General features: G+C 40.1%; 20 protein-coding genes, 2 tRNA genes and 1 pseudogene. 7 read left to right on the forward strand and 16 right to left on the reverse strand.

Going from position 1 to position 25,566, the window contains the following annotated elements; all coding sequences use genetic code 11:
• Window positions 1–140 precede the first annotated feature (140 nt).
• The 5 genes from glgA to A3GE_RS0110060 all read right to left on the reverse strand — a co-directional run bounded on the left by glgA (window position 141) and on the right by A3GE_RS0110060 (window position 8,084).
• The gene (glgA, locus tag A3GE_RS0110040; RefSeq protein ID WP_018357128.1) at window positions 141–1,568 is read right to left on the reverse strand and encodes a glycogen synthase GlgA; all 1,428 of its coding nucleotides are present in this window, start codon (window positions 1,566–1,568) and stop codon (window positions 141–143) included.
• Window positions 1,569–1,672: 104 nt separating this feature from the next.
• A complete protein-coding gene (gene glgC / locus A3GE_RS0110045; protein WP_018357129.1) occupies window positions 1,673–2,968 on the reverse strand; it encodes a glucose-1-phosphate adenylyltransferase in 1,296 nt (431 codons plus the stop codon).
• 18 nt (window positions 2,969–2,986) lie between these two features.
• Window positions 2,987–4,981, reverse strand: a complete 1,995-nt coding sequence (glgX, locus tag A3GE_RS0110050) for a glycogen debranching protein GlgX (RefSeq protein ID WP_018357130.1) — start codon at window positions 4,979–4,981, stop codon at window positions 2,987–2,989.
• 60 nt (window positions 4,982–5,041) lie between these two features.
• Window positions 5,042–7,231 (reverse strand): 1,4-alpha-glucan branching protein GlgB, encoded by a 2,190-nt coding sequence (gene glgB / locus A3GE_RS0110055; RefSeq protein ID WP_018357131.1) that lies wholly within the window; start codon window positions 7,229–7,231, stop codon window positions 5,042–5,044.
• A gap of 10 nt (window positions 7,232–7,241) precedes the next feature.
• Complete coding sequence (locus tag A3GE_RS0110060) at window positions 7,242–8,084, reverse strand: 4-alpha-glucanotransferase (RefSeq protein ID WP_018357132.1); 843 nt, start codon at window positions 8,082–8,084, stop codon at window positions 7,242–7,244.
• Window positions 8,085–8,376: 292 nt separating this feature from the next.
• On the opposite strand from A3GE_RS0110060, the gene upp reads away from it, so the two are divergent.
• The 3 genes from upp (at window position 8,377) to hda (ending at window position 11,129) form a co-directional block, all read left to right on the forward strand.
• A complete protein-coding gene (upp, locus tag A3GE_RS0110065) occupies window positions 8,377–9,003 on the forward strand; it encodes a uracil phosphoribosyltransferase (protein WP_018357133.1) in 627 nt (208 codons plus the stop codon).
• Between the two features lie 112 nt (window positions 9,004–9,115).
• Window positions 9,116–10,372 carry a nucleobase:cation symporter-2 family protein gene (locus A3GE_RS0110070; protein ID WP_018357134.1) on the forward strand — a complete coding sequence of 419 codons (1,257 nt, stop codon included), beginning with the start codon at window positions 9,116–9,118 and terminating at the stop codon, window positions 10,370–10,372.
• A 61-nt stretch (window positions 10,373–10,433) separates the two neighbouring features.
• Complete coding sequence (hda, locus tag A3GE_RS0110075) at window positions 10,434–11,129, forward strand: DnaA regulatory inactivator Hda (RefSeq protein WP_026215472.1); 696 nt, start codon at window positions 10,434–10,436, stop codon at window positions 11,127–11,129.
• Window positions 11,130–11,168: 39 nt separating this feature from the next.
• Here hda and der read toward each other — a convergent pair whose 3' ends face one another.
• The 4 genes from der to dnaQ form a co-directional block, all read right to left on the reverse strand.
• A complete protein-coding gene (gene der / locus A3GE_RS0110080; RefSeq protein ID WP_018357136.1) occupies window positions 11,169–12,683 on the reverse strand; it encodes a ribosome biogenesis GTPase Der in 1,515 nt (504 codons plus the stop codon).
• A 119-nt stretch (window positions 12,684–12,802) separates the two neighbouring features.
• Window positions 12,803–12,879 (reverse strand) — tRNA-Asp (locus A3GE_RS0110085).
• Between the two features lie 60 nt (window positions 12,880–12,939).
• Window positions 12,940–13,016: transfer RNA gene (locus A3GE_RS0110090), tRNA-Asp, on the reverse strand.
• A 77-nt stretch (window positions 13,017–13,093) separates the two neighbouring features.
• A complete protein-coding gene (gene dnaQ / locus A3GE_RS0110095) occupies window positions 13,094–13,861 on the reverse strand; it encodes a DNA polymerase III subunit epsilon (RefSeq protein WP_018357137.1) in 768 nt (255 codons plus the stop codon).
• Window positions 13,862–13,921: 60 nt separating this feature from the next.
• Between dnaQ and rnhA the strand changes: the two genes are divergently transcribed.
• Window positions 13,922–14,386: a ribonuclease HI gene (gene rnhA / locus A3GE_RS0110100; protein ID WP_026215473.1), complete on the forward strand. Its 465-nt coding sequence runs from the start codon at window positions 13,922–13,924 to the stop codon at window positions 14,384–14,386.
• A 227-nt stretch (window positions 14,387–14,613) separates the two neighbouring features.
• Window positions 14,614–15,711, forward strand: a complete 1,098-nt coding sequence (locus A3GE_RS0110105; protein WP_018357139.1) for a porin — start codon at window positions 14,614–14,616, stop codon at window positions 15,709–15,711.
• 121 nt (window positions 15,712–15,832) lie between these two features.
• Here the strand turns inward: A3GE_RS0110105 and A3GE_RS11515 are convergent.
• The 7 genes and pseudogenes from A3GE_RS11515 to A3GE_RS0110140 all read right to left on the reverse strand — a co-directional run bounded on the left by A3GE_RS11515 (window position 15,833) and on the right by A3GE_RS0110140 (window position 22,254).
• A pseudogene (locus A3GE_RS11515) lies at window positions 15,833–16,587 on the reverse strand (class I SAM-dependent methyltransferase).
• A gap of 124 nt (window positions 16,588–16,711) precedes the next feature.
• Window positions 16,712–17,866 carry an N-acetylglucosamine-6-phosphate deacetylase gene (gene nagA, locus A3GE_RS0110115; protein WP_018357141.1) on the reverse strand — a complete coding sequence of 385 codons (1,155 nt, stop codon included), beginning with the start codon at window positions 17,864–17,866 and terminating at the stop codon, window positions 16,712–16,714.
• A gap of 46 nt (window positions 17,867–17,912) precedes the next feature.
• A complete protein-coding gene (gene nagB / locus A3GE_RS0110120) occupies window positions 17,913–18,719 on the reverse strand; it encodes a glucosamine-6-phosphate deaminase (protein WP_018357142.1) in 807 nt (268 codons plus the stop codon).
• A gap of 180 nt (window positions 18,720–18,899) precedes the next feature.
• Window positions 18,900–19,778, reverse strand: coding sequence for an N-acetylneuraminate lyase (gene nanA, locus A3GE_RS0110125; RefSeq protein WP_018357143.1), 879 nt, complete (start codon window positions 19,776–19,778; stop codon window positions 18,900–18,902).
• 9 nt (window positions 19,779–19,787) lie between these two features.
• A complete protein-coding gene (locus tag A3GE_RS0110130; RefSeq protein ID WP_018357144.1) occupies window positions 19,788–20,654 on the reverse strand; it encodes a MurR/RpiR family transcriptional regulator in 867 nt (288 codons plus the stop codon).
• Window positions 20,647–21,549: an N-acetylmannosamine kinase gene (locus tag A3GE_RS0110135; protein ID WP_018357145.1), complete on the reverse strand. Its 903-nt coding sequence runs from the start codon at window positions 21,547–21,549 to the stop codon at window positions 20,647–20,649. The genes A3GE_RS0110130 and A3GE_RS0110135 overlap by 8 nt, the downstream gene beginning before the upstream one ends.
• Window positions 21,550–21,567: 18 nt before the next feature.
• Entirely contained in the window at window positions 21,568–22,254 is a 687-nt protein-coding gene (locus A3GE_RS0110140) for an N-acetylmannosamine-6-phosphate 2-epimerase (protein WP_018357146.1), read from the reverse strand.
• A 312-nt stretch (window positions 22,255–22,566) separates the two neighbouring features.
• Here A3GE_RS0110140 and A3GE_RS0110145 point away from each other — a divergent pair, with 312 nt between their 5' ends.
• The gene (locus A3GE_RS0110145) at window positions 22,567–23,553 is read left to right on the forward strand and encodes a sialic acid TRAP transporter substrate-binding protein SiaP (RefSeq protein WP_136125846.1); all 987 of its coding nucleotides are present in this window, start codon (window positions 22,567–22,569) and stop codon (window positions 23,551–23,553) included.
• A gap of 76 nt (window positions 23,554–23,629) precedes the next feature.
• The gene (locus A3GE_RS0110150) at window positions 23,630–25,480 is read left to right on the forward strand and encodes a TRAP transporter large permease subunit (protein WP_018357148.1); all 1,851 of its coding nucleotides are present in this window, start codon (window positions 23,630–23,632) and stop codon (window positions 25,478–25,480) included.
• Window positions 25,481–25,566 lie beyond the last annotated feature (86 nt).

A 25,566-nucleotide genomic window follows, 5' to 3' on the forward strand; every position in this document is an offset into this window, starting at 1 on the left:
TTTAATGATACAACCTATTTCGCTAAACACTCTGTAGGTTCACCATAAAATATCTAACCCCATAAAAACGTGCAAATTTTAGACTTTGTCAGTTAAAAAACAATCAATTTTATAAGATATTGACAATTTTTTAATCACGACTATAAACACTGATATAAACTAAAATATTCTTTGGCAGCTTTATGCCAGCTAAAATCTTGTTCCATTGCGTTGCTTCGAACCATTGCCCATATACGAGGTTCTTGCCATAGAGCAAAAGCCTCTTGTATGCAGCGACGAAGTTCCATTGAATCCGCATGGTCAAAAGTAAAACCTGTCGCGGTATGCGCTTTAATGTTTTCTAATGAGCTATTTACAACGGTATCGGCTAGTCCTCCGGTTTTTCTTACAAGCGGCAAAGTTCCATATTGCAAGCCGTAAAGTTGGGTTAAGCCACAAGGTTCAAAACGGCTTGGTACGAGGATCACATCACCACCTGCGATCATCAAATGGGAAAGTGTTTCATCATATCCGATTTTCACTGCAATATTTTGAGGATAAGTCGCAGAAAGCTGGCGAATAGCCTCTTCTAAATGTGCAGCTCCCGCCCCAAGAATTGAGAGTTGCCCGCCTTGTTTAACGATTTCATCTGCACTTTCAGTCAGCAAATCAACGCCTTTTTGCTCCGTTAAACGGGTTACCATAACAAAAAGTGGCCTGTCACTTTCCGGTAAATTGAAGTAAGCCTGAAGCGCCGATTTATTTTTCTTTTTTCCTTCCATCGATTTTTGTGTGTAATGATACTGAAGATACCCATCACTGCTCGGATGCCAAATTTTTTCATCTACACCATTTAAAATACCGACCAATCTTCCCTGATCACGCAATCCGCCTAACAAGCCTTGCAAACCACAGGCAAATTCTTCAGTAGTAATTTCTTGAGCATAAGTCGGACTGACGGCAGTAACGACATCGGAATAATACAAACCGGATTTTAAATAAGAAATTTGACCAAACAATTCCAAGCCATTTATGTTGAACATTCCTTCCGGTAGCCCGATTTCATATAAGTGACGGTGATGAAATTGTCCTTGATAAGCCAAATTATGAATAGTAAAGACGGATTTTGCCGGTTTCCCTTTATTAAACAAGTAAGCGGCAGTGAGCCCTGCATGCCAGTCATGGGCATGAACAATTTCTGCACGCCACCACGGATCAAGCCCTGTGGATAATTCAGCGCCCACCCAACCTAACAAAGCAAAGCGTTTATAGTTATCCGCATAATCATTGTAATCTACATCATGATAAGGATTCCCCTCACGATCATATAGATGTGGCGCATCAACTAAATAAATTCCTACTCCCTTATATTCGCCGTAGCGCAATATCACATGCCCTGCAAAATTATCAAACTCAGCAACAATATGGTTTTCTCCAATGCCTTGATAAATGGCAGGATAAGCAGGCAATAAAATTCTTGTGTCTATCCCTATCTCTTTTTGAGCAAAGGGCAACGCCCCTATAACATCGGCAAGCCCCCCTGTTTTTAATAAGGGATAAAGCTCCGAGCAAACATGTAATACTTTCATTGAATATCCTATTTTCTAATCTCCTCCCCTCTATTTAAACGAGGTTAGGATAAATTTAATTAAGAAAGTGCGGTCAATTTCAACCGCACTTTTCACTTTATTGATTAATCCAAATGTTCTTCCGAAACCACCTCTTCCCCATTCAATTTTTGCAACATAGAATGGGTAACTAAAATGACTTTACCCGTAGAGCTTATTCGGAAATATTTTCTATCTTCTTCGATATCAAAACCGATTCTCATACCGTCAGGAATTTTACAATTACGATCAACAATACAATTTTTCAAAGAACAATTTTTACCTATTTCTACTTCCGGTAAGATGACACAACGATCGATACGGGAACCTTCTTCAATTTTGATACGATCAAAAAGCACGGAATAATTAATGGAGGCATCCGTAATCACGCAACCACCACCAATCAAAGAATTATCCACCGGACGAATACTGGCATTTTTATAGAAGAATTTGGACGGATATGCTTGCACAGGATTACCGCGAATCGGCCAACTTTGATCATAAATATCCAATTGTGGTTTTTCCGATACTAAATCAATGTTGGATTGCCAGAAACTATCCAGTGTTCCTACATCGCGCCAATAAATTTCCCCCTCTGAATTACGCCCCATACAAGAACGGCTGAATGGATGTGCATAAAGCGTTTCTTCCGTTAAACATCTTGGCAATATGTCTTTACCAAAATCATGGCTGGTTTGTGGCTTATGTACCTCACACTCAAGCATTTTATAAAGATAATCCGCATCAAATACATAAATTCCCATTGAAGCAAGAGATATATCGGGTTTACCAACCATCGCAGGCGGATCTTTCGGTTTTTCAACAAATGCTTTCACCTTTAAGTTTTCGTTTACCGCCATTACACCAAACTCATGAGCTTCTGAACGTGGGACTTCAATACAACCTACAGTACATTTTGCCCCACTTGTTACATGATCCATCAACATCACACTATAATCTTGCTTATAAATATGATCGCCCGCCAAAATTAAAATATATTTCGGACAATAATGATCACGAATAATCGCCATATTTTGATAAACCGCATCTGCCGTACCACGATACCACGTGGTATCATCAATTTGTTGGCGGGCCGGAAGCATATCGACAAATTCGCCTCGTTCTTGTGGCAAAAATGACCAACCGGTTTGTAAATGACGTAGTAAGGAATGTGCCGCATATTGCGTTACAACACCAATACGATTTAAACCCGAATTAATACAGTTTGACAAGGCAAAATCAATGATACGACGATTACCGCCAAAATAGAGCGCAGGTTTAGCTCGTTTATCGGTTAGTTCATGAAGACGCGCCCCACGTCCACCAGCTAAAATAAGAACCAAAGTATCTTTTACAAGAGCATTTTTATCAGGGCTTTTCATTGTAAACTCCGTTTGTTTTTAGTTATCCACTCTATACAACAAACAAAATGCCATACTGCTTACCGTTACTTCCTGTGACTGGATAAATGTTAAGTTTGTTGTTTCCACAAAGGCTTTCCATTGGCTTACAGCACAATTAGGCAATATGAAAGTCTGAGATTCTGCTTTCGCATTAATTAAAAGGAGCCATTTGTCGTCCAATAAAATTTGTAACGCTTTGACTCCAAGGTTATGCCAATCCTCTTGCTGCATAGGCTTTCCCCATACATTCAACCAGTTGACATTATCATTTGACCACCAAGCATCCTTTTGCAAACTGCGAATTTGCTTACGAAGTGCAATTGTTTGCTTCGTAACTTCAAATAAATTTTTATTAAAACTTTCCCATTTCAACCAAGCAATTTCGTTATCTTGACAATAAGCATTATTATTACCGTACTGCGTATTGCCAAACTCATCGCCTGCCAACAACATCGGCGTGCCATTGGCAAGCAGTAAACTTGTCAATAAGGCAATCTGAGCAAAAGTGCGGTCATTTTCTACCGTACTTTTTTTCGCTTCGTCTAAAGATTCCGTGATGCCCTCTACACCGTGGTTATAGCTGTAATTTTCGTTGCGTCCGTCTCGATTTTCTTCGCCATTCGCTTCATTATGCTTTTCGTTATAACTCACTAAATCCTGCAATGTAAAACCATCATGGGCAGTAATAAAATTAAGAGAACAATGCGGCAAACGATCATTTCTTTTAAACAAATCGCTCGATCCTGCAAAACGTTCGGCAAATGCCCCGATTTCACCACTTTTCCACAACCAAAAACGGCAAATATCATCACGAAAACAATCATTCCATTCAGCAAAATAATCAGGGAAATTGCCCACTTGATAACCGTAATGCCCAATGTCCCAAGGCTCTGCGATCAATTTAATATTTTGTAAACTCGGTGCATTAGCTATATCAACAAAAAGTTGGGCTGAGGAATTAAAATCAGGTTTATCCCGTCCAAGCACGGTTGCCAAATCAAAACGAAAGCCGTCAATATGGCATTCTTCTACCCAATAACACAGGCAATCCACTACCCATTTCCGCCCCACATTAGAGGATAAATTAAGCATATTTCCGCACCCCGTCCAGTTGATGTAATGTCCGTTATCGTTACGCCAATAGTAGGTTTGATCATCGATTCCACGCTGACAAAATGTAGGAAAAGTCTGCTCCGATTCCGCAGAATGATTGAATACTACGTCTAAAACCACTTCAATACCCGCTTGGTGAAAGGCTTTCACCATTGACTTAAATTCGCTGAGCGGATTGTCCGTTGCCGCATATTTTGGCTCAACAGCAAACATAGCAAGGGGGTTATATCCCCAATAATTTTGCAAACCACGCGCCTGTAAGTGCGGTTCATTTAGGTGGAAATTGACAGGCAATAATTCTATCGTCGTCACACCTAATTCTTTCAAGTACGCAAGATTAATCGGGTGTGCTAAGCCTGCATAAGTGCCTCGTAACGCTTCAGGAATTTTCTCGTTTAATCGGCTAAAACCTTTAACGTGCAATTCATATACGATAGTTTCAGCCCAAGGAGTATGAGGTTTTTGGTCTCCGTTCCAATCAAAATCATCTTCAATAATGACCGCTCTTGGGGCAATATGGGCATTGTCGCGATGATCACTGAGCAAGAACCACTGCTGTTTTTCCACACAACTTAAATCAGGCTTATGGCTTACCGCTTTGGCATAAGGATCAAGCATTAATTTTTGTGGGTTTGAATGCGGCCCGTGAATACGAAAACCGTATTCTGTACCGTTTCGTACACCGATAACCGCCAAATGCCAAATATTATCGGTACAAGCCATGGTGAAACGGGTTTCAGTTTCGCCCTCAAATAAACAGAGTTCCACCTGACTTGCTGCAGCCGAAAACAGACTAAAATTAGTCAATTCCACGCCATTTTCGACTTTTCCCGAACAGCCAAACGGGGTCGGCATGCCTAAATCAAAAACTTTGAACATCGCCTTATCATCAATTCCTAAATAATTCTCGCCAACCTAATCGGCGGAGATAAAAATAAACTATCCTAAATATTTCAAATAAATCGTTGCTAATGGAGGAATAGAAACCGAGATTGAATTTCCTCTTTCATGACTTTCGATCGCTTCACTTTGGACACAACCAAAATTACCTACGTTAGAACCCTGATAATACATTGAATCGGTATTCAAAATTTCTTCATACTTACCAGCCATATTCACACCCATACGGTAATTATGGCGAGGGACGGGAGTAAAATTGCTGATGATAACAATCCTTTCACCATTACCGCTTCGGCGTTCAAAAGCAAACACAGAATTTTCGGCATCATTCACAACCAGCCAATCAAAGCCTTCCGGAGAATGATCAAGTTCAAAGAGCGGTCGATTTTGTCGATAAATATGATTTAAATCTTTCACCAATTTCAGCACACCTTTATGCCAACCACCGCCAATGTTTTCATCAAGTAAGAACCAATCTAAACTTTCTTCGTAATTCCACTCTCTGCCTTGCGCAAATTCATTCCCCATAAAGAGCAATTTTTTACCCGGATATCCCCACATATAGCCATAATAAGCACGTAAATTGGCAAATTTTTGCCATGTATCACCCGGCATTTTGTCAAGTAAAGAGCATTTTCCATGAACCACTTCATCATGGGAAAGCGGCAACACAAAATTTTCACTGTATTGATAAACCATACCAAAGGTCATTTTATTATGATGATATTGGCGATAAATCGGATCGAGCTTCATATAAGAAAGCGTGTCATTCATCCACCCCATATTCCATTTGAAATTAAAGCCTAAACCGCCATTTTCACTAGGATGAGTTACACCGGCAAATGAAGTCGATTCCTCCGCAATAGAAATCGTTCCTTCCATTTCATTATGGATTTTCCAATTGGTATGTTTTAAAAATTCGATCGCTTCGAGATTTTCACGCCCACCATACTGATTAGGAATCCATTCTCCCTCAGGACGACTATAATCTCGATAAATCATTGATGCCACAGCGTCCACACGAATACCGTCCAACCCGAAACGTTCCAGCCAATAAAGAGCATTACTGGAAAGAAAATTACGTACTTCATTACGCCCATAGTTATAAATCAACGAGTTCCAATCTTGATGATAACCTTCACGCGGATCAGCATATTCATACAACGCCGTACCATCAAAAGCTACTAATCCATGAGTATCGCTAGGAAAATGTCCCGGTACCCAATCTAAAATCACATTAATATCAGCTTCATGAGCCCGTTTCACCAAACGTCGAAAACCTTCTGCCGTGCCAAAACGGCTGGTTGGCGAATAAAGCCCCAGAGGTTGATATCCCCAAGAACCATCATAAGGAAATTCAGAAAGTGGTAAAAACTCGATATGAGTAAAGCCTATATCTTTCACATAGGGAATGAGTTCATCGGCAATTTGGTCATAATCAAGCCAAAAATTATTTTCAAGATTACGCCGCCATGATCCTAAATGGACTTCATAAATCGAAATCGGCTGATTAGCTTGATTTGCTTTACGGCGGGCTTCTGTCATTTCCACCACATTCGGTAACACACTCACTTGAGAGGCAGTATCCGGACGAAGTTGAGAACTAAAGGCATAAGGATCAGCCTTTAAACGGAAATTGCCATAGCAATCAATGAGTTCAAATTTATAGAATTGCCCAAGGCTGACTTTCGGGAGGAATAATTCCCATACACCACTTTTTGAATGGTATCGCATCGGATGGCGGCGACCGTCCCAATAGTTGAAATCGCCCACAATGGACACCCGTTTCGCATTCGGTGCCCACAAGCGGAAGTTCACCCCACTCACGCCATCACATTCCATAAAATGCGCCCCCAAGACTTCATAAGGGCGTAACATTGAACCTTCAGAAAGCAACCAATGTTCTAAATCATCAATCATAGGGTGAAAACGATAGGGATCTTCAACAATCTGAGCCTCATTGCCCCAAAAAACCTGTAATTGATAAACAAAAAATTGGTGGCAATTTGGCATTACAGCGGCAAAAAAACCGCGTTCATCTAAGCAATTTAATTCGGCGACGAGCTCTCCCGATTCCCGATCTATCACAATAACCCGATCCGCATCAGGCAATAAAACTCGAATTTCAATACCTTGCTCTGTTTCGTGCATACCTAAGGTCGCAAAGGGATCGCCATTGGTTGCATCAAAAAAACTATCAATAATGGAATGGGTAATGGTCGTTGTCATAGCTGACTCCTTACACTTTGCGCACGTCATTAATCATTACAAAGAAAGTTTGTAATGATTCATTAGTAGAAATAGACTCTAAAGGTTGAACAAGTTTTTTGCACCAATTCGGATATTCATCCAAAGTGTCCGGTAAATTAAACACCACTTCTTGGTTTAATAAATTTTCCGGTTGGATACCAATCCATTTACTTTCGCTTTCAGGCAAATATCGGTGAATAACCAAATTTAAATTATCATACACCGCCATAGAAAGGGCATCACCTTCATAATTCGGTGGCAAATAATGCTCTCTATGTAGGCTATTAATCAACGCTTGTTTAGCACTTTGTTCGTTCAAATAAGCTAAATCGCCAAAGTCGCCAATCCCCCAGTTACTTTGAGAGCGTAAACTATAAAGTTGAACATTAAAGCCCCAAATTTTTTTATGTTTTAATACCGGCGGTTGAAAAACGCCCTTTGGTGAAACCAGTAGCCGAATTGAATAGTGGTGGGATTTTGTTGAAAGCAGTAATTGATAGTAACCAAAAGAAAGTGGCGGTAAGGAAAGTGCGGTAGAATTTTGAGTAATTTTTTGTGTTATTGAAGTGCTATTTTCATCAAGCAGCTCAAGGGATATTATTGGTTCCGTAAGAGCAATCCGTTCAACATCATAATTAATGGGTTCATTTTCAAAACAAGCCAAAACATCATCAAATTCTTCTCTTCGGCATTTATTTTCAACCGGCTTAAGCAATTCAACAAAATGCGATAATGTTTCAGGACTGACATAAATAAGCCGTCCATCAATATCATAATGCGAGGGGGCAATTCCCAACCGTTGGGCGGTTTGTTGAAGCAGCTCTAATTCCATATGACTCAACACACAACAAATAACAACTTAATTTCATTCTAGTCTTGCTTAAAATAAATACAATGACTTTTATTTAAATTAGTGATCTCTGTCAAAATTTAATTTTCTATCTCCCCTGTTTTTCTTAAAAAATTGTTCCAAAATCAGCTTTTAAACCGCAGGAACATAAACGCTATACAGAATTTTTTGTAAATAAACTGCTAGAGTTTTTCTATTTTCTGATTTAGAATCGTGCGATTTAATTTTTCATCACTCACATTAATCCATTCATTTGCAGCTAAGGGGTAAAATCATGAAACTTGTCGAAGTTAAACATCCGCTAGTAAAACACAAATTAGGTGTCATGCGCGAAGCAGAAATCGATACAAAAAAATTCCGTGAACTGGCAACAGAAATCGGTAGTTTATTAACCTATGAGGCCACTGCAGATTTAGAAACAGAAAAAGTGATTATTGATGGTTGGAACGGTCCCGTTGAAATTGATCGCATTAAAGGTAAAAAAGTGACCGTTGTCCCCATTTTGCGTGCCGGCCTCGGAATGATGGATGGTGTATTGGAACACATTCCAAGTGCACGTATCAGTGTCGTGGGGATTTACCGTAACGAAGAAACCCTTGAGCCTGTGCCTTATTTCCAAAAACTAGCGAGCGATTTGGAAGAACGTCTTGCCATTGTAGTAGATCCTATGTTGGCAACCGGTGGTTCAATGATTGCGACCCTTGATTTATTAAAAGCGAAAGGCTGCAAACACATTAAAGTATTAGTGCTTGTGGCAGCGCCTGAAGGAATTAAAGCATTAGAAGCAGCACATCCCGATATTGAGCTCTACTGCGCATCTGTTGATGATCACTTAAATGAACACGGCTACATCATTCCGGGTTTGGGTGATGCAGGTGATAAAATTTTTGGAACAAAATAACCCCCTGTTCTAAAACATTGAGACGGCTTTCAAGCCGTCTTTTTTCGGGCGGAAAACAGTCCAAAAACTGACCGCACTTTCAAGTTAATTCAAACAGAGAGTTGAAACTAAAATGACTAATCAAAATCAAACCACTTCTACTCAGAGGGAAGAAGTACAGAGTACTGCAAAACAATCCTTTGTCGGCTTACAAATGCTCTTCGTCGCCTTTGGCGCACTTGTGCTTGTACCGCTTATCACCGGTCTAGACTCTAACACCGCCCTACTTACCGCCGGCATAGGCACGCTATTATTCCAGCTTTGCACCGGCAAACAAGTACCTATTTTTCTTGCCTCCTCTTTCGCTTTTATCGCGCCCATTCAATACGGCGTACAAACTTGGGGCATTCCAACTACAATGGGTGGGTTAGCTTGTGCCGGCTTAGTTTATTTTGCCCTTTCCGCACTAGTAAAAATTCGCGGTAGCCAAGCCTTAGAGCGTATTTTCCCACCGGTTGTCGTCGGGCCTGTTATCATCATTATCGGGATGGGGCTTGCTCCCGTTGCCGTCAATATGGCATTAGGAAAAGACAGTGCCTATGTTTATAACGATGCAGTGCTCGTTTCTATGATCACTTTAATCGTGACCCTTTCTGTTGCAGTATTCGCAAAAGGTTTGATGAAATTAATCCCGATTATGTTTGGTATCACGGCAGGCTATATTCTTTGTCTCTTCCTTGGTTTAATCAATTTTCAACCGGTGATTGACGCACCTTGGTTTGCATTACCAAAACTCACCAAACCGGAATTTAACCTTGAAGCCATTCTCTATATGTTACCAATTGCCATTGCGCCTGCGGTGGAACACGTGGGCGGCATTATGGCGATTAGCTCTGTGACCGGAAAAGATTTCCTAAAAAAACCGGGCTTACACCGTACCTTATTAGGTGATGGCGTCGCCACTGCGGCGGCTTCGTTAGTCGGCGGACCGCCCAATACCACTTATGCAGAAGTAACCGGTGCAGTGATGCTCACCCGGAACTTTAACCCGAATATAATGACTTGGGCGGCAGTATGGGCGATCGCTATTTCTTTCTGCGGAAAAGTAGGCGCATTTCTTTCTACCATCCCGACTATTGTGATGGGGGGGATCATGATGCTCGTCTTTGGTTCTATTGCTGTTGTGGGTATGAGTACCTTAATCAAAGGTAAAGTCGATGTCACAGAGCCTCGCAATCTTTGTATTATTTCCGTGGTGATGACCTTCGGTATCGGTAATATGTTTGTAAATGTCGGCGATGCTGTGTCATTGAAAGGGATCAGCTTGTGTGCCATCGTGGCAATCGTTCTGAACTTAGTTTTGCCAAAAGCAAAAAATGAAGTAGAATAATCGGAAAATTAAGGGCTGAACTAGCCCTTTCTTTCCCCCTAATCAATAGCGTTATATCATTTTGGATCAGCAGTTACCTTTGCCTATTCATCAAATTGATGATCATACACTTGAGAATTTTTATGGTGACAACAATTTGTTGTTGCTTGATTCTTTACGCAAAAACTCACATCAGATTCAACAACAATTTTTCTATATTTGGGGAACCGCGGGCTGTGGTAAAAGCCATTTACTTCGTGCCCTCAGCAACCAATATTTAAATGAACAACGTGCCGCAATTTATGTACCGCTGAACAAATCCCGTTATTTCTCCCCTGCCGTACTGGAAAATCTAGAACAACAAGCGCTCGTCTGCTTAGATGATCTTGATTCCGTCATGGGAAATCCAGACTGGGAAATCGCCATTTTTGATTTATTTAATCGAATCAAAGCAAGCGGTCAAACACTCTTGCTCGTGAGTGCCTCCTTCTCTCCTTCTGCATTAAACGTGCAATTACCCGATTTAGCGTCACGTTTAAAATGGGGCGAAATTTATCAGCTTTCTCCACTCACGGACGAGCAAAAACTAGAAGTGCTACAAAAAAATGCCCACCAACGTGGTATTGAGTTACCCGCTGAAACTGCACAATTTTTACTCAAACGTCTAAATCGAGACACACATACACTATTACAAGCCTTAGAGAAACTCGACAAGGCTTCATTACAGGCTCAACGCAATCTCACTATTCCCTTTGTGAAGGAAACATTAGATTTATAACAACAAAAAGTGCGGTTAATTTAACCGCACTTTTTCATATTATCTTTTCGCTTTCTTAATAAATTTCATCAAGCGTTTGCGTTTACGTAACTGATTAGGTGTCAGTTTATTTTTACGTCCAGCAAAAGGATTCGCACCTTCTTGGAAAAGAAGACGAATCGGTGAACCGATGATTTTCAAACTCTTACGATAATAATTGGATAAATAACGTTTATAAGCATCCGGTAATTTTTCCATTTGATTACCATGAACGACAATGATCGGTGGATTATAACCACCCGGATGTGCATATTTTAATTTAATGCGGCGACGGCCTACCATCGGTGGTTGATGTTCATCTGTCGCCATTTGCAAAATGCGGGTAAGCATTGAAGTGGTCATTTTCTGCGTAGCACAAGCATAGGCTTCTTTGATGGAATCAAACAAATTACCGACACCGCTACCATGTAAAGCAGAAATAAAATGCACTCGGGCAAAATCAATAAAATCTAAACGGCGATCAAGTTCCGATTTCACACGGTCTTTGATCTCTTGATCCAGTCCATCCCATTTATTCACTACAATCACAAGGGAGCGACCTGCATTTAAAATAAAACCAAGCAGAGATAAATCTTGGTCTGAAATATTTTCACGTGCATCAATAGTAAGCAACACCACATTCGCATCTTGAATGGCTTGCAAGGTTTTGATAACGGAGAATTTTTCCACCGCAAGATGCACTTTCCCGCGTTTACGCACACCGGCAGTATCAATCAGCGTGTATTGTTGACCATCGCGCTCCATTGGAATATAAATACTGTCGCGTGTAGTTCCCGGCATATCGTAAACCACAACGCGATCTTCGCCTAAAATACGATTGGTTAAGGTCGATTTCCCCACATTCGGACGACCCACAATGGCAATTTTGATATTTTTATCTTGCTCGTCTTCGTTTTCTTCTTCCAACGCTTCATCAAGTAATGTGGTGTCTTCTTCCGAATCAAAATCAAATTCTTGCTCCCACTCGTCTTGTTCCTCATCAGAAGTGCGGTCGGTTTTCTCACCGTTTTCCATCTGTTCTGCGAATGGTGCCAACACTAGTTCCATTAATTGAGTTACACCACGCCCTTGAGAAGCGGCGATTTGCTCAATTTCGCCTAAGCCTAATTGATAAAACTCCGCACAGTGGGAATCCGCATCAATGCCATCGGTTTTGTTTGCCACCAGAACGGTGATTTTATTTTGACGTTGGCGTAAGTAATTTGCGATACCAATATCTGCCGCCGTTAAACCGGCACGGGCATCGACGAGAAAAAGAACAATGTCCGCTTCTTCAATGGCAAGCAACGACTGCTCTGCCATTTTTTCTTCTACGCCTTCCTCTGTTCCATCAATACCTCCGGTATCTATTACAATAAATTCACGTCCGGCAATATTTGCATGACCATATTTTCTATCACGCGTTAAACCGGGAAAATCCGCCACCAAAGCATCGCGTGTACGTGTTAAGCGGTTAAACAGCGTTGATTTTCCTACATTTGGACGCCCTACAAGGGCTACAACAGGAATTGCCATAAAAAATCTCTTATCTTGTCAAAAATGGGGGCATTATAGCGGAAGTTGGGGTACAGGTAAAAAATCATTTGAAAACAAATAAAAAAAGCACCGATAGGTGCTATTTATTATCAAAAAATTGGCGGAATGGACGGGACTCGAACCCGCGACCCCCTGCGTGACAGGCAGGTATTCTAACCAGCTGAACTACCACTCCGCAGCTTAATCTTGTTATTGTTCACTTTCGTAAACACATCAATAAGGAGTAAATAAAAATTGGCGGAATGGACGGGACTCGAACCCGCGACCCCCTGCGTGACAGGCAGGTATTCTAACCAGCTGAACTACCACTCCGCTAAGTGGTGCGTATCATAATGATCCGCCCCTATCTCGTCAATCTTTTTTTTTTAATTTCACACCTATTCGTTCATTTAATGCACGGATTCATCATTTGTATGCAAATCCCATAGGCAATTTCCATTACTCTTTTTATTGATCACTTTCAATAATTCCAAATGGGCTTGTAATTCTTCTTCACTTGGTTGTAGGCGTTTCAAATTATTAGAAAAAGTTACCGCACTTTCCATTGATTCGGCAGCATTTCCCTCTATCGTAGCCATTATATTGATTTCTTCTTCCCCTTCATCAAACAGACTGGTTTGTCCACCTGTCATGGAAAGATAAACGTCAGCTAAAATTTCCGCATCCAGTAACGCACCGTGCAATGTACGTTTGCTGTTATCAATGCCTAATCGATCACACAAGGCGTCCAAACTATTACGTTTACCCGGATACATTTGGCGTGCCATTTGCAAGGTATCCGTTACCACGCAAATATCTGTTGTTTTTACAGCCAGTCCGAGTTTACTAAATTCATAATCCATAAAGCCCACATCAAAGGGCGCATTGTGAATTAAAAGCTCCGCGCCTTTAATATAATCTAAAAATTCTTGGGCTACCGTTTTAAATTCCGGTTTATCGGCAAGCATTTCATCAGTAATGCCGTGAACTTTAATTGCTTCCGGATCAACCGGTCGGTTCGGATTAATATAAATATGGAAATTATTGCCCGTATAGCGTCGGTTCACCAATTCCACTGCGCCAATTTCAATAATACCATGCCCTTCATAATGCGCACCAAGTTGGTTCATCCCCGTTGTTTCCGTATCCAATACGATTTGGCGATTTGGATTAATCATTTGTTCAACCTATTTCTTTCCTTTAGAATGACGGCTATTTTACACAACAACGATTTTGTTATGCAAAAACAGATTGAAATTTTTACCGACGGCTCTTGTATCGGCAATCCCGGCACAGGAGGAATAGGCATTCTATTACGTTATAAAGAGCATGAAAAACAACTTTCCAAAGGTTATTTCAATACCACAAATAACCGTATGGAATTACGCGCAGTCATCGAAGCGCTCAATACCCTAAAAGAACCTTGTCAAGTTACCCTCTATAGTGATAGCCAATATATGAAAAAAGGTATCACCCAATGGATTACAAATTGGAAAAAAAATAATTGGAAAACCAGCAACGGTAAGTCGGTAAAAAATCAAGATTTATGGTTCGCGCTAGACGATGCTATTCAACGTCACAAAATCGAATGGAAATGGGTAAAGGGGCATGTAGGGCATCGTGAAAATGAAATTTGTGATGTGTTGGCAAAAAAAGGGGCAGAAAATCCTACTCTTGAGGATGAGGGCTATTGCTCAGAATAAATAATGACGATGAGTTTTTCTGTTTTATAAACAAAAATTGTTTAATTATTGCTCTTATTTAGCTTAAAAATGTGATCTTGATCTGATATTTGAAATTTTACAATTGTTTTTCATTGACAGAAAAATGGCTTTTTGCAATGATCCGAGTCGCCTTTTTAGGCGATTGACATTTTAGATAATGAAAAGTTCAGTCTTGGTTATTAACACACCAATAAGGAATAACAATTATGAAAAAAACACTAGCAGCATTAATCATCGGTGCGTTTGCAGCTTCAGCAGCGAATGCAGCAGTAGTTTATGACAACGAAGGTACTAAATTTGAAGTAAACGGTTCGCTTCGTCTTATGTTAGAGAAGTCTAACCAAGGTGGTCATTGGGAAAAGAAAGATGCCAATGGAGATGTTACTTCTGAAGGTAAAAAATATTCTCATACTGGCTTAAGAAATGCGGGATCTCGCGTTGAATTTAAAGTGAAGCATGATTTAAGCGATGGTTTCTATGCTTTAGGTCGTGCAGAGCTACGTTTTGATGGAAAAAATGAGAACGGGAAAAGTGCAGCAAAAGAAGACGGATTTGGTTCTGTTAGAGCTCACCGCGCTTATGTTGGACTTGGCAAAAAAGAATTAGGTCAAGTTACATTTGGTCGTCAAGTAACTATCGGCGATGATGTTGGTATCGCAGAAGACTACGACTATGGTATCTTACCGGATTATGTTCCAACATCCGGTCGTTCTGTAATCCGTTATGACTACTATGGTGTTGAGGGCTTACAATTAGGTGCAAGCTATCAATTTGCTGAAGATCGTACTAACAATGAAGTTAATAATGGCTCATTGTCAAATGGTGTTCAAGCAGGTTTCTTGTATGAGGACAATGGGCTAATTCTTGAAGGGGTTTATGGTCGTGCTAACTATAAATCAGAACTTAATTCAAATGCTAGACGCAACGTCGATGGTTTGATGTTGAGTGCTGGTTACGATTTCAAAAGTTTCCTAGTATCAGTCGATACAGGTTATCAAAAAGATAAAACTGATGGTAAGGAAACTAAAAAATCTTTCTTCGTTTCTCCAGGGTTCCAAGTTCCAGTAATTACTGATGTCAGCAAAGTATATGGTAACTACTTATATGAACAAACTAAAACTGGTAATGATAAAACCAAAACTCATGGTTTCTTGTTAGGTGTTGATTATAAACTTCATAAACAAGTTATTACTTATGTAGAAGGTAAATACGTTCAATCTAAAGACTATACTAACGGAAATTATGACGAAAATTCAAAAGTCAAAGACAAAGCTATTGGTGTAGGTCTGCGTGTATTCTTCTAATTGTTAAACTAGAGAACTCACAAGGAAAGGCGAATCCTAAGATTCGCCTTTTTACTTTTAACCACCAAAGTGCGGTCATAAAAACCAACGTTTTTTGAACATTGTTTTTTCAACTTCCTAATTATTTTTGACTACACACCGTAATAAAATGCAATTTATTCTCCAGCTCATTAAAGGTTTCAAACATTCGTTTAAATTGCCCACGGTTCTCTGTTTTCATTGCATTTTTAACGATTTTTAGTGTCCCCCAAACGCCCTCATCATAAATTATTCCCTTTAGTGAAAGAATGTCATTTCGCCTGAAAATGTATCCACATTACGAAATCCATTTTCTTGAAAGAGCCCTTTCCAGCCTTCTTTAGTCAAGGGTGTGGCTGTGGCATTAATCACTTTACGCATATTATCAAGAATAGTCTGGTGATCTTCACCTACTAGCATCACATCATGAGTCAGTAAAAAACCGCCCGGTTTTAACACCCGAAAATATTCTGTAATGGCTTTTTTCTTCATATCCATCGATAGCATCGTCAACATTGCTTCATTAATCACAATATCAAAAGTTTCATCTTCAAAAGGCAATTTCATTGCATTGGCACGCTGAACATGAATTTTATCTTGCAAATTATTAGCGACGATATTTGCTTTCGCCTTTTCTAACGCCTCTTCATCTAAATCAACACCTTCAATATGACAACCGAATTGTTTCGCCAAACCAATTGCCGTTGTTCCCATATTACACGCCACTTCCAAGACTTTTTTATCCTGCGTAAAATCACCGTTGCCAATCAACCAATCCGTTGCTTTTTTACCACCAGGACGTAAACACGTTTTGCCTAAACGGGCTAAAAAATTATGTCCAACTTCTTTTCTCGCCATTTTTATCTCCTACTCTTAAACTAAGTTTTTACATTATAGATAAAAATTATTCTTATTAAAGCAATAAAAAAATCCATACCGTTTTCACGATATGGATTTTCCTCATTTTTATTCAATCTATCTTTTATGATAATACACTCGGTTTCCATTCCCCATTCACTACGGTAGCTATAACTTCATAATTTGGGGTAAATACGGCGAGATTAGCGACTTTCCCTTTTTCTACCGAACCTAAACGATCATCTACGCTGATGGCTCGTGCCGGATAAAGATTACTCATACGAATTGCTTCCGCAAGGGGGAGCTCGACATATTCCACCGCATTTTTGATGGACTCCATCATCGTAATAGATGCCCCTGCAATAGTGCCGTTAGCATCATAACAACGCCCTTCTTTCACATAAATGGTTTTCCCTTCAAAGGTAAAACTTTCCAACTCAGGACTTGCTCCTGCTGCGGCAATAGAATCGGTGACGATACATAATTTATCACCTTTGACTTTTTTATCTATTTTTATATTGCCATAATTAACGTGCACACCATCTATAATAATGCCGGTATATACATCAGAATCTAACACTGCACCCACTACGCCCATAGCCCGACCGGAACTGATTGGCGACATGGCATTATGTAAATGGGTTGCAAAGGTTGCTCCTTTACGAAACGCCTCTTTAGTCGTTTCATAGGTCGCGTTGGAATGTCCGATAGAAACAATGATACCGCTTTTTACAAAATCGGGAATATATTGTGAAGTTGGGTTTTCCGCTGCAATCGTGATCTTAGTTATCACATCGCCGTTCTCACACAGAAAATCTTTCATTTCAGGTGAGATTTCACGGATATATTCCGGACTATGCACGCCTTTTTTCTCCACACTAATGTAAGGCCCTTCAATATGTAAGCCGAGCGCTTGGTTTTTATACTTGGTTAAATATTCACGCATCGCTTTGACCGCACTTTTAATGCCTTCGTCCGGTGCGGTAATAAAGGTGGGTAAGAAACTAGTACAGCCGGATTTTAAATTAGTAGCTTGCATAATTTCCAAGGTTTCTACTGTGGTTTGATCGTTAAACATCACGCCACCACAGCCATTGAGTTGGAGATCAATAAAACCTGCGGTTAAATTATTGCCCTGTAAATCAATGGTTTTAATGCCTGATTCAAGTTCATTTTGTGGAATAACGGCTTCAATAATCTCCCCGTTAATCACCACTGCAAAATCACGTAATACATCGTATTTTGTGTAAATCACCGAATTAACTAATGCATATTTCATTTTTTCTTCCCCAAAAATAACCTCACTTTCGTGCGGCGTTGCTGAATTATGATAACACGCTATGAAGAGCTCGTTGCTCTAATTCACTGAAATATTTTACCGTTTTCACTTTTAATTCTTGCTGTGCGGGTTCATCACATACCAAGATAAAGTGGCGATGCAACTGCAATGCGCTGACCGTCCACATATGATTCACTGCTCCTTCAACAGCCGCTTGAACAGCAAGGGCTTTTCGATGCCCGGTGGCAAGAATCATTACTTCTTCTGCATCCAATAAGGTGGCAACCCCAATAGTTAAAGCATACTTCGGCACTTTATTCACATCATTATCAAAGAAACGGGAATTCGCAATAAGCGTATCTTGCGTCAAGGTTTTAATGCGTGTGCGAGAACTTAATGATGATGCAGGCTCATTAAAAGCAATATGTCCATCATTTCCCACACCGCCCATAAATAAATTGATTTTTCCGTAAGATTTAATTTTTTCTTCATAACGGCGACATTCTTTATCGTGATCTTCCGTATTACCGTTCAAAATATTAATATTTTGCGGTTGAATATCGATGTGATTAAAGAAGTTTTTATACATAAAGCTGTGATAACTTTCAGGGTGATCTTGTGGTAAATCCACGTATTCGTCCATATTGAAAGTCACCACATGTTTAAAACTTACTTCACCTGCTTGATGAAACCTGATCAATTCTTGATAGGTTTTTAAGGGCGTACTACCTGTTGGTAAACCCAGCACGAATGGTCGTTCCACCGTTGGTTGAAAATGATTAATTCGCTCAACGATGTGACGTGCTGCCCAACGACTTACTTGTTCATTTGTTTGTAAAGGGATAAGGCGCATAGTAAATTTCCTTATATTCTGACCGCACTTAGTACCTTCGTTGCACAAACTTATGCTTTTATACCGTAGGGAGCCACGCCGACACCCATTATAAAATCAAATAACTTCAATAGATTATTAAACGGACGCCGGCGTGGCGTCCCTACGTTTAATTGAATGTACATTTACTAGTGCTATGATTTATAAATATTTTTCTTTTAACTCTTTCGCTTTTGCAAGTTGCTCTGGTGTTGCTTTTACGGTCATCGGTTCACGACAATAACCTGCATCTACTCCTTCCAACTTGAGCAATTCTTTAATGGTTAAATACAAACCATTGGATAAAATACCTGCAATCAAGTCATTGGTTACATGCTGAACCACTAGGGCTTCTTGAAGTTTGCCCGCTTTAGTTAATTCAAAAATTTGACGGGCACGTACACCATTGACATTAAATGTCGAACCAATCGCTCCATCTACACCTAAAGAAGCGGCCGGCAACATCATTTCATCAAAACCGGCCCAAATGAGATGATTTGGATAGGCTTTTTTCAAGCGTTCCAAAAGATAAAAATCGCCAGCGGTAAATTTCACACCAAGCACTTTCGGGTTTTTATAAAGTTCGCCGAATTGCTCGATCCCCATATTCACACCAGTTAAGAACGGAATGGAGTACACGATCATATTATTACCTGTTTTCTCTATGATAGTGTCGTAATAATGTTTAATTTCAGGAAAGCTGAATTTGTAGTAGAAGGGGGTAACGGCCGATAAACAATCGTAGCCTAATTCGGTTGCGTATTGACCTAATTCAACGGCTTCCTGCAAATTGACACTACCCACTTGGGCGATAAGTGCGACTTGATCTTTGACTTCATCTTTTGCAATGCGGAAAATTTCTTTTTTCTCTACAGTAGAAAGCATAAAATTTTCACCGGTAGAACCGCCCACATATAAGCCGTCCACCTTCATTTTATCAATGTTATAACGAATAATTTGGCGCAATCCTTTTTCATTAATTGATCCATCTTCGTTGAATGACACTAATAACGCACTGAAAATACCTTTTAAATCACGCATAATTTTCTCCTATTTTATACGTTGCTCAAGAATAACATCGAGCGTTTTTTGCTTTATTGCTATCGCTCTTTCTTGCTCACTTTGCACTAATAAAGCGTAAATCAAATCTAATACAAAAAGTTGGGCGATTTTAGTACCAATAGAATCCCCCTGTAATTTGCCTTGTTTATTACCATTTACTAATACAAAATCTGCAGAGCTTGTAATAGGTGAACGTAGGCTATGAGTGATTGCTACTGTAGTAGCCCCATTCTGTTTGGCAATTTTTAACGCATGGGCAGTTTCTTGCGAATACCCGGAATGGCTTAATCCTATAGCGACATCCTGTGGTTTTAACAATGCTGCCTGCATATACATAAAATGGTTATTTCCGGTCGCATCCACCTGAAAACCGATGCGCATTAATTTATTTTTTGCTTCTTCTGCCGTAATACCCGATGAACCCACACCAAATAAAAAAATACGATTCGCACGGCGTATCGCATTAACGGTCTCTTCTAACTGATCAAAATCAAGTAAATTAATTGTTTCATCTACTACGTTCATAATGGCAGTTTGTAATTTTTGTGCTGTATGGCGTGAGCTATCGGTAGGTTCAATATCATTTTCCAGCAATGGGTGCGAGTCATTGTCTTTTGTAGCCAATTCAATGGAAAGCTCTAGCTTAAAATCACTAAACCCTTTAAAGCCTACTGAACGACAAAAGCGGACGAAAGTTGCTTCTCCCACGCCTAAACTCTCTGCAATTTCGGAAAGCGGATAACCCACAACAAGATCCGGAGAAGTTAAAACAGTATCGGCAATTTTTTTTTCGGTTTTCGTCAAACTTTGATAAAGTGAGCTTATGGTATTTAAAATATTCCCATTTCTAGTCATGGCCTTCTCCTTGCGATGGTTTGAGCAAGAAATCTTTTACCCAATAGGCCGCGCCCACCAAACCTGCATCTTGTCCGAATTGAGCAGAAATAAGGTCACAATGATAAACTTCCGGCATCTTACTCAAAAACTGCTGTATCAAAGGTAAATAACCTTCCGCCAACCCAACACTTCCGCCGATAGCGATTTTCTGCATATCCATAGCAATTTTCAAATCGGCGACTAAATTAGCAATGGCAAAGGCTGAGCGCGCTACAAGTGCGGTCGCTTTTTCATCATTTTTTCTAAAACGTTCAAAGACTTCTTTCGGAGAGCAAGGCTCATTCCAAGTAGAAGATACCGTTTCAATGGCACGCCCCGCAGCAATCGACTCCACACAACCGCGACGACCGCAGCCGCATAAGGGACCGTTCGGATCAGCCAACGTATGACCGATATGCCCTGAGATGCCGTTTGGTTCTGTAAGTAATTGATGATTGACAATTAATCCGCCACCAACCCCTGTTGAAACAGCAATAAAGGCAAAATTAGCTAATTTATCTCGATCCTGTAATTGATATTCTGCATAAGCTGCCGCTTGCACATCATTTAATAAGCCAATGGGTTTGTCAGTATGACGGGCGATACTCGCTTTCAGTGGAAACTCGGCAAGCCCGCCAAGATTTTTAAGATTAAGTGCGGTCAAAATTCCCTGATTTATAATTCCGGTAGAAGCAACAGCAACATAATCAAACTGATCGCGATAGCCCATGACTAATTGTGCAATGGATTGATGAAATGCTTCAGCCGCATTATTTTTGGGTGTAGAAATTTGTTGGCGTTGAGTAACCTCGCCCTCTTGAACAATCGCAGAGGCAATTTTAGTTCCACCAATATCTAAAGCCAAACAGCGCATAGTAAATCTCTTCCTATCTTACTTTGCAGATTTCACTGCATCGGCAAACCAACCAACAATATGTTCAAGACGAGTTAATGCAGACCCAACCGTCACAAAATCCGCACCTATTTCAATGGCGGTTTTCGCTAATTCCGGTGTATTGTAACGCCCTTCCGCCATCACCCGACAGCCTGCTGATTTCAAATCTTTCACGAGTTGGTAGTCCGGCTCTTCCGGTACAATACCATCGGTATAACCGGACATCGTACTACCGATAATATCAAAGCCAAGTTTTTGACAATATAATCCTTCTTCCAAATTGGAACAGTCCGCCATTGCAAGACAACCTAATTCATGGATTTTTTTGACCGCACTTTCTAAATCAACAGGGCGGGGACGATGGGTTCCGTCCACAGCGATAATATCAGCTCCGGCATTCGCCAAGGCTTCAATATCCTGTAAGAAAGGCGTAATACGAATCGGGCTATCTGCTAAATCACGTTTCACAATGCCAATAATCGGTGCGCTTACGACAGCTCGGGTGGCGGCTAAATTTTCTACGCCTTCAATACGAATCCCTGCAGCACCGCCAATAATAGAGGCTTGCGCCATAGCTGCAACAATTTCGGGTTTATCCATAGGACCGTCATCTACGGGCTGACAAGAGGCTATTAAACCGTTTTGAATCTGTTGGAAAACTTGTTCTTGTGTCAATCTAGACATAATAGAGACTCCTCGTTTTTATTCGGATAGGCTTTAGCCGAAATCGCTAAAGTCTCACTTTTTCATCATTGATGAGCATTATATAGAAATGATATTTCATTTTAAATTTATTTTTGAAGTATTTTTTCTTAAATGTGATCTATGTCTCAAATTTGAAATAAAACTCCATAATCCTATTTTAAAAGTATTTTTTTACTCTTAGAATGGAAGATGAAGAATCCTTGGTTGGATAGGGGCTGTGTAAGCTACTGTTTTACCAAAACTCTTTCTCATAACAACACTATCTACCCGATAGTTTCCAACAGGAGCAACATTATGAAATTTACCAAACTCTTCCTTGCCACTGCAGTTACTTTTGGTATGACTTCTGCCGTTTTTGCCGCAGATTATGATTTAAAATTCGGTATGAATGCCGGCACATCATCGAATGAATACAAAGCCGCCGAAATGTTTGCCAAAGAAGTGAAAGAAAAATCCGGTGGTAAAATTGAGGTATCACTTTACCCAAGTTCACAATTAGGCGACGACCGGGCCATGTTAAAACAATTAAAAGACGGTTCGCTTGATTTTACCTTTGGCGAATCTGCGCGCTTCCAATTGTTCTATCCTGAAGCTGCGGTATTTGCTCTTCCTTATGTGATTTCCGACTACAGCGTTGCACAAAAAGCCTTGTATGACACCAATTTTGGTAAAACACTTATTCAAAAAGTCAATGAAGACCTAGGCATAACCTTATTATCTCAAGCCTATAACGGCACACGACAAACTACTTCAAACCGTGTGATTAATAGTATTGCAGATATGAAAGGTCTCAAACTTCGCGTACCTAATGCAGCCACTAACTTGGCATACGCAAAATATGTGGGCGCCTCTCCAACACCAATGGCATTTTCTGAAGTCTATCTTGCCCTTCAAACTAACTCTGTCGATGGTCAAGAAAATCCATTAGCGACTGTTCAGGCACAAAAATTCTATGAAGTACAAAAATTCTTAGCCATAACTAATCATATTTTAAATGATCAACTTTATTTGGTGAGTAACGAAACTTATCAGGAGTTACCGGAAGATCTACAAAAAGTCGTGAAAGAAGCTGCTGAAAATGCAGCGAAATATCACACCCAATTATTCGCCGATGGTGAAAAAGATTTGATTTCTTTCTTTGAAAAACAAGGTGTTACAGTAACCAAACCGGAGCTTGCGCCATTCAAGGCTGCAATGAAACCTTTCTATGATGAGTTTGTAAAACAAACCGGTAGTAAAGGTGAAGAAGCTTTAAAAGAAATTGAAGCAATCAAATAACTAACTTTGAATGCACCTCTTACCCGGTGCATTCAATTCCGTCCCTCTCTTTTCGTCTTCGTTCATGGAGTGAAGCATGAAAATTTTTAATAAATTGGAAGAATGGCTTGGTGGCGCTCTATTTCTCGTCATTTTTTGCATTCTTATCGCCCAGATCCTTTCTAGACAGGTATTTCAAGCTCCCCTAATTTGGAGTGAAGAGCTCGCCAAACTACTTTTTGTGTATGTCGGGATGCTTGGAATTAGCGTTGCGGTCAGAAAACAAGAACATGTTTACATTGATTTTCTAACTAATTTAATGCCTGCCAAAGTGAGAAAAATCTCAAATACTTTTGTGCAACTTATTATTTTTGTCTGTATTTTCTTTTTTATTCATTTTGGTATCCGAAGCTTTAACAGCGCCTCTTTCCCGATTGATGCGTTAGGCGGTATTTCAGAGAAATGGATTTTCGCTGCTTTACCCGTTATTGCAGCATTGATGATGATCCGCTTTTTTCAAGCTCAAGCACAAAATTTCAAGGAAGATAAAAGCTATTTACCGGTCAGCTTTTTCATTATAAGTGCGGTCATTTTATTGGCAATTTTATTTTTTGCGCCGGATTGGTTTAAAGTTTTACGTATTACAAGCTATGTAAAACCGGGTTCGAGTGCCGTCTATGTTGCCTTACTTGTATGGCTTATCATTATGTTCTTAGGAGTACCTGTGGGTTGGTCACTTTTCATTGCAAGTCTCCTCTATTTCACAATGACCCGCTGGAATGTGGTTAATTCAGCATCAGACAAATTAGTATATAGCCTGAATAGTTTCCCATTACTTGCCGTACCATTTTATATTCTAACCGGTATTTTAATGAATACGGGGGGAATAACCAAACGCATCTTTAACTTTGCCAAAGCCTTGCTTGGACACTATACCGGAGGAATGGGACATGTAAATATTGGCGCAAGTTTACTATTTTCGGGGATGTCCGGCTCTGCCCTAGCAGATGCCGGTGGTTTAGGACAACTGGAAATTAAAGCAATGCGCGATGCCGGCTATGATGATGATATTTGTGGTGGAATCACTGCAGCCTCTTGCATTATCGGTCCTTTAGTACCGCCAAGTATTGCAATGATTATTTATGGTGTTATTGCTAATGAATCCATTGCTAAACTCTTTATTGCAGGTTTCGTGCCGGGAGTATTAGTCACTATCGCCCTCATGGCAATGAACTATTATGTGGCTAAAAAACGTGGCTATCCAAGAACACCAAAAGCCAGTCGTGCCGAACTATGCGATTCATTTAAACGTGCTTTCTGGGCAATTTTAACCCCAATATTGATTATTGGCGGCATTTTTTCCGGTTTATTCAGCCCAACAGAATCTGCCGTCGTTGCAGCAGCTTATTCCGTGATTATCGGTAAATTTGTCTATAAAGAACTCACCCTAAAAATGCTTTTCAACAGTTGTGTCGAAGCTATGGCAATTACCGGTGTGGTTGCATTAATGATTATGACAGTCACTTTCTTCGGCGATATGATCGCCCGTGAACAAGTGGCAATGCGAATTGCCGATGTTTTTGTTGCCGTTGCAGATTCACCATTAATGGTGTTAGTGATGATAAACGCTTTGTTGCTCTTCCTCGGTATGTTTATTGATGCCTTGGCATTGCAATTCTTAGTGCTCCCAATGCTTATTCCAATTGCGATGCAATTTAATATTGACCTCGTGTTCTTTGGTGTGATGACGACCTTAAATATGATGATCGGTATCTTAACACCGCCAATGGGAATGGCTCTCTTTGTGGTAGCACGAGTGGGCAATATGTCGGTCTCAACCGTAACAAAAGGGGTATTACCTTTCTTAATCCCGATTTTTGTTACTTTGATTCTCATTACAATTTTTCCACAAATTATTACTTTTATACCGAATCTGTTGATTCCATAAAAAGAAGTGCGGTTGAAAATCCTCTCGTTTTTCGACCGCACTTTTAATCATTCAATTCTATTCAATGCCGTTTTATGAATAGCAAA

The sequence above is a fragment of the Rodentibacter pneumotropicus DSM 21403 genome, from assembly GCF_000379905.1.
Classification (GTDB): domain Bacteria; phylum Pseudomonadota; class Gammaproteobacteria; order Enterobacterales; family Pasteurellaceae; genus Rodentibacter; species Rodentibacter pneumotropicus.